Origin of the sequence: Stenotrophomonas maltophilia group sp. Smal12, from assembly GCF_037079935.1 — a bacterium.
Lineage (GTDB): Bacteria > Pseudomonadota > Gammaproteobacteria > Xanthomonadales > Xanthomonadaceae > Stenotrophomonas > Stenotrophomonas sepilia.
The window spans coordinates 18,626-23,367 of sequence record NZ_JBAWUK010000051.1; the positions used below are offsets into that span (position 1 = coordinate 18,626).

The 4,742-nt window shown below is 68.5% G+C and carries 4 protein-coding genes; 1 reads left to right on the forward strand and 3 read right to left on the reverse strand.

Features of this window, described 5'->3' with window-relative positions; all coding sequences use genetic code 11:
- Positions 1-229 precede the first annotated feature (229 nt).
- Positions 230-1,642 (reverse strand): MFS transporter, encoded by a 1,413-nt coding sequence (locus tag WDC87_RS18145; protein ID WP_072167902.1) that lies wholly within the window; start codon positions 1,640-1,642, stop codon positions 230-232.
- A gap of 105 nt (positions 1,643-1,747) precedes the next feature.
- On the opposite strand from WDC87_RS18145, the gene WDC87_RS18150 reads away from it, so the two are divergent.
- A complete protein-coding gene (locus WDC87_RS18150; protein WP_111008009.1) occupies positions 1,748-2,632 on the forward strand; it encodes a LysR family transcriptional regulator in 885 nt (294 codons plus the stop codon).
- 76 nt (positions 2,633-2,708) lie between these two features.
- On the opposite strand, the gene pip is transcribed toward WDC87_RS18150, so the two are convergent.
- Both pip and prmC read right to left on the reverse strand, forming a co-directional pair.
- Positions 2,709-3,650, reverse strand: coding sequence for a prolyl aminopeptidase (pip, locus tag WDC87_RS18155; RefSeq protein WP_088497418.1), 942 nt, complete (start codon positions 3,648-3,650; stop codon positions 2,709-2,711).
- A 48-nt stretch (positions 3,651-3,698) separates the two neighbouring features.
- Entirely contained in the window at positions 3,699-4,556 is an 858-nt protein-coding gene (gene prmC, locus WDC87_RS18160; protein ID WP_252745292.1) for a peptide chain release factor N(5)-glutamine methyltransferase, read from the reverse strand.
- Between the last annotated feature and the right edge of the window lie 186 nt (positions 4,557-4,742).

A 4,742-nucleotide genomic window follows, 5' to 3' on the forward strand; every position in this document is an offset into this window, starting at 1 on the left:
ACCACTAAACAGAGCCCCCCGACCCCGGCCGCCCCCGAGCTGGCCTCGATCTCGGCGCGCCTAAAAAATATGTTTTTGTTGGGGGGTTGTAGGGGGAGTTTTGGTTAGAGAGGTGGGGGGGGGGGGCCCCGGGCCGAAAAATCCTAAGGGAACCCCCCCCCGGCGGGGGGCCCCCCGCCGCCCCCCACTACCACAGGCGCGGCACATCCCCCCACGGCAACCCCTTCAATCATGCCTCGTTGGCCGGGCAGACGGTGGCGGCCGATTCGGCCGGTGCCGGGCGCAGGCCCAGCGCGATCACCACGCCGAACAGTGAAAACAAGGCGGCACCGTATTCGGCGCGCACCAGCCCGGCCAGTGCACTCGGCGAACCGGCTGTACCGGCATCGGCATTGGCCACCATCACCAGCACGGCCAGGCCCAGCGCACCACCGATCTGCTGCGCGGTCGCCGCCATGCCAGATGCAACACCCTGCTGTGCGGACGGCACGCCCTGCCCGGCCACGATCCACATCGAGGTCCAGGTCATGCCCTGGCCGATGCTCAGCACTACCACGCCCGGCAGCAGCGGCCAGAAGTTCGCGCCGTGCGGCAGCGTCGCGGCCACCCAGGCGATACCGATGGCGCCGGCCAGCTGCCCGATCACCAGCACCTTGCGCGCGCTCCAGCGCTGCAGCGTCCACTCGGCCAGCTGGATGCCGACCGTGCACACCGCAGTGGCGGGCAGGAACGCCAGGCCGGCCTGCAGCGGGCTCCAGCCGTAGCCGTCCTGGAAGTACAGCGCCATGAAGTAGTACTGCACCCCATAGCTGCTCATGAAGGCGAAGGTCAGGCCCAGTGCCGCGCGCAGTCCGGGCAGCCGCAGCAACGCGAACTGCATCAGCGGATCGCGGCTGCGCTGTTCGATCTGCACGAACGCCACCAGCAGCAGCACCGACAGCAGCAGGCAGCCCAGCGTGGCCGGCGCAGTCCAGCCCCACTCCGGCCCTTGCACGAGGGTAGTGACCAGCAGGCTGCCGCCGGCAGTGACGGTGATGCAGCCGGCCAGATCGAACGAGCGGCCCTGCGCACGCGGGCCATCGGCCGGCAACCACGCACCCGCAGCCACCGCGCAGGTGGTGGCCAGCGGCACGATCACCGCCAGCACCGCCGGCCAGCCGAACGCCTGGGTCAGCACGCCACCGAGCAGCGTGCCCAGCGCCAGGCCCACCGCGCTGGCCATGCTCCAGATCGCAAGTGCACGGTTGCGCACCGGACCTTCCGCATACAACGTGTTGATCAGCGCCAGCGTGGCCGGGAACAGCAATGCCGCGCCGATGCCCTGCGCCGCACGCGCGATGATCAGCAGGGTGGCGTTCGGCGCCAGCGCGCCGAGCAGCGACGCCAGTGCGAACAGCAGCATGCCCAGCCGGTAGAAGCGGCGACGGCCGATCAGGTCGGCGGCACGGCCCCCCAGCAGCAGGCTGCCGCCAAAGGCCACGGTGTAGGCACTGACCACCCATTGCAGCTGCTGTGCGTTGATCTCCAGCGCGCGCCCCATGTCATGCAGGGCGACGAAGATGATGGTGGCGTCCAGGGCGATGATCAGCTGGGCGGTGGCCAGCAGGGCCAGCGCCCAGCGCGGGTACTTGAGGGGAGGCATCGACGGTCCGGTGCTGTGGGGGAGCGCAGTCTCATTGATGCAGAGCTATCAATAAACCCCTTTCCGGCCATATCTGTCATGATTTTCAGCATGAATGGAACCTCGATGGACCTCAATGCCGTGCGCATGCTGGTGCAGGTGGCCGAAGCACGCAGTTTCACCGTCGCCGCCGGGCAGCTGGGCCTGAGCCAGTCAGGCCTGTCGCGCGCGATCAGTCGGCTGGAGGCCACGCTGGGGGTGAAGCTGCTGCAGCGAAACACCCGCAACGTGGCACTGACCCCGGATGGTCGCCAGTTCGTCGATCAGGTCGCGCCCCTGCTGTGCGGTCTCGAAGACGCCGAACGCCAGTTGGCCGACCGTCCGTGCACGCCCTCGGGCACCCTGAAGATCAGTGCGCCCTCGATGTTCGGGCGCAAGGTGCTGGTACCGCTGCTGGGGCCGATGCTGCAGCAGCACCCACAACTGCAGGTGGAAGCCGTGCTCAACGACCGCCTGGTCGATCTGGTCGAGGAAGGCTTCGATGCCGCGCTGCGCACCGGCGTCATTGCCGACCAGCGCATCGTCGCGCGGCCACTGCGGCCGCTGCGCTGGGTGACGGTGGCCAGCCCGGACTACCTCGACCGCTGTGGCGCGCCCGACGATGTGGCCGCCTTGCGGGATCATGCCTGCCTGGCGGTGCGCAACCTGCGCAGTGGCCGGCTGGTGGACTGGCAGTTCCTGCAGGACGGCCAGCTTCACGACTTCACGCCACCGGCGCGGATGGTGTTCGACAGCGGCGATCCGCTGGTGGAAGCGGCGATCGCCGGCATCGGCATCGTGCAGGTGATGGATTTCGCGGTGGCCGACGCCTTGGCCGACGGCCGCCTGCTGCGCGTGCTGCAGCCGTTTGAAGGCCGCAGCCGCGCGCTGTCACTGATCTACCCGCCGTCGCGCCAGCATTCGCCGAAACTGCAGGTACTGGCCGACGCGTTGCTGGCTGGGGACTGGTAGATCCACGCCATGCGTGGATGGGTTCCTGGCTGGGGTCAGAGCCCTTTCCGTGGGAAAGGGATCTGACCCCGGGGCATTACGCGAAGCTATCGGTGGCGCGCACCAGCGCGTCCACGTTCTCGGCCTCGAACGCCGAGTGGCCCGAGGCCGGGGTGATTTCCAGCTTCGCCTTCGGCCACACCTTGGTCAGATCCCAGGCATTGGCCAGCGGGCAGACGACGTCGTAGCGGCCGTGCACGATCACGCCCGGGATGTCGGCGATGCGGTGCGCGTCGCGCAGCAGCTGGTCTTCCACTTCGAAGAAGCCGCCGTTGACGAAGTAGTGGTTCTCGATGCGGGCAAACGCCAGCGCGAAATGCGGGTCTTCGTGGCTGTTGATGAAGTCATCATCCACATGCAGGAAGCTGGTCGCGCCTTCCCACACCGCCCACGCCTTGGCCGCTTCCAGGCGGGTGGTTTCGTCGTCGCTGGTCAGGCGGCGGTGGAAGGCCGAGATCAGGTCATGACGCTCCACCGACGGGATCGGCTTGAGGTAGTGCTCCCACGCATCCGGGAACAGGCGGTTGGCGCCTTCCTGGTAGAACCATTCCAGCTCCCAGCGACGCAGCATGAAGATGCCGCGCAGGACCAGTTCGGTCACGCGCTGCGGGTGGGTTTCGGCATAGGCCAGGGCCAGGGTCGAGCCCCAGCTGCCACCGAACACCTGCCAGCGATCGACCTTCAGGTGCTCGCGCAGCTTCTCGATATCGGCGACGAGGTCCCAGGTGGTGTTGTCCACCAGATCCGCGTGCGGGGTGGAACGGCCAGCACCGCGCTGGTCGAACAGGATGATGCGGTACTTGGATGGGTCGTGGAACTGGCGCATCTTGTCGCTGCAGCCGCCACCCGGGCCACCATGCAGCATCACCACCGGCTTGCCTTCCGGGTTGCCGCACTGTTCGAAGTACAGCGTGTGGCGGTCGTCGACCTTCAGGGTGCCGACGTCGTAGGGGGTGATGGCGGGGTACAGCGTACGCATGCTTGCAGCTCCAGGGTGATGCCCTGCCGGGGCAGGAGAACCTCCATTCTAGGCCGGACGCCGGCCCAGGGTGATGCGGTCGCGCTGCTCCAGGTCCTGCACGGTCTGCACCTCGGCAAATCCCGTCGCCTCGAACAGTGCCCGGATCGCGGCGCCCTGGTCCCAACCGTGCTCGATCAGCAACCAACCGCCGGGCCGCAGGTGGGCCTGGCCACCCTCGACGATGCGGCGGATGTCATCCAGGCCGTCCATGCCCGAGGCCAGCGCGGTAGACGGTTCGAAGCGCAGGTCGCCCTGTTCCAGGTGCGGGTCGTTGCTGGCGATGTACGGCGGATTGCTGGCGATCAGGTCGAAGCGCACGCCCTGCAGCGGCGCATACCAGTCGTGCCCGCCCTCGGCGAAACGGACGTTGTCCAGTTCATGGCGGGCGGCATTGCGCGCGGCCACGGCCAGCGCCCCCGGGCTGGCATCGGTGGCCAGCACCTGTGCCCGGGGCCGTTCGCTGGCCAGTGCCAGTGCGATCGCACCGCTGCCGGTACCGAGGTCGGCCAGCTGCAACGCCTGGTCCGGCGGCAGTCGCTCCAGCGCCAACTCGACCAGCAGCTCGGTTTCCGGGCGCGGGATCAGCGTGGCCGGGTCGACCTCCAGGTCCAGCGTCCAGAAACCGCGGCGCCCGGTCAGGTAGGCAACCGGCTCACCGGCCACACGGCGGGCCAGCAAGGCTTCGAAGGCGGCCTGGTCATTGGCGGCCAGCGGATCGGTGGCATGGGCGAACAGCCAGCTGCGCGGGCGCTGCAGTACATGCAGCAGCAGCAGTTCGGCTTCGTGGCGGGCGTCGACACCGCCCAAGCGGGCACTGGCGTCGGCTACGACCTGACGCAGGGTGGGTTCGGGTTGGAAAGACATGTCTCAATTGTAGAGCCGCGGCGGGGCGCGGCGGGGGGGGGGCCACCCCCCCCCCCCCCCCGCCGCCAACAACCACCCCCCCCCCCCCCGCCCCCCCCCAACAAAAAACCACAACCCAACCCGTTAGCCCCCCGCGCTTTAGACTCGGGTTTACACCGCCTAGTCCCATACCCGCGCGGTTTTATT